The sequence below is a fragment of the Monashia sp. HAY1-2A genome (genome assembly GCF_056755315.1).
The window spans coordinates 1-240 of the sequence record NZ_JBNDHY010000729.1; the positions used below are offsets into that span (position 1 = coordinate 1).

At 43.3% G+C, this 240-nt stretch carries 1 protein-coding gene; it reads left to right on the forward strand.

Features of this window, described 5'->3' with window-relative positions; all coding sequences use genetic code 11:
* Nucleotides 1-240 (forward strand): beta-ketoacyl synthase N-terminal-like domain-containing protein (locus ACPYOM_RS23700; protein WP_481347861.1); only part of this gene is annotated, 240 nt, incomplete at both ends.

Here is a 240-nt window from a genome sequence, read left to right on the forward strand (position 1 = left end):
ACTAAACCCATTGTTGTTTCCAATGCCTGCGTTTCCGGAGTAATGTCTATCGCTGTTGCGAAAAACATGATTCGGGCAGGAAAATACAAGGATGCTTTTGTCATTGCCGGTGACGAAATTTCAGAGTTTGTGGTTTCCGGATTTAATTCTTTCCAGGCAATAGGAATGGAAATCTGCAAACCATACGACAAAAACCGCGATGGAATCAACCTTGGTGAAGCCGCTGCCGCTGTTTATATT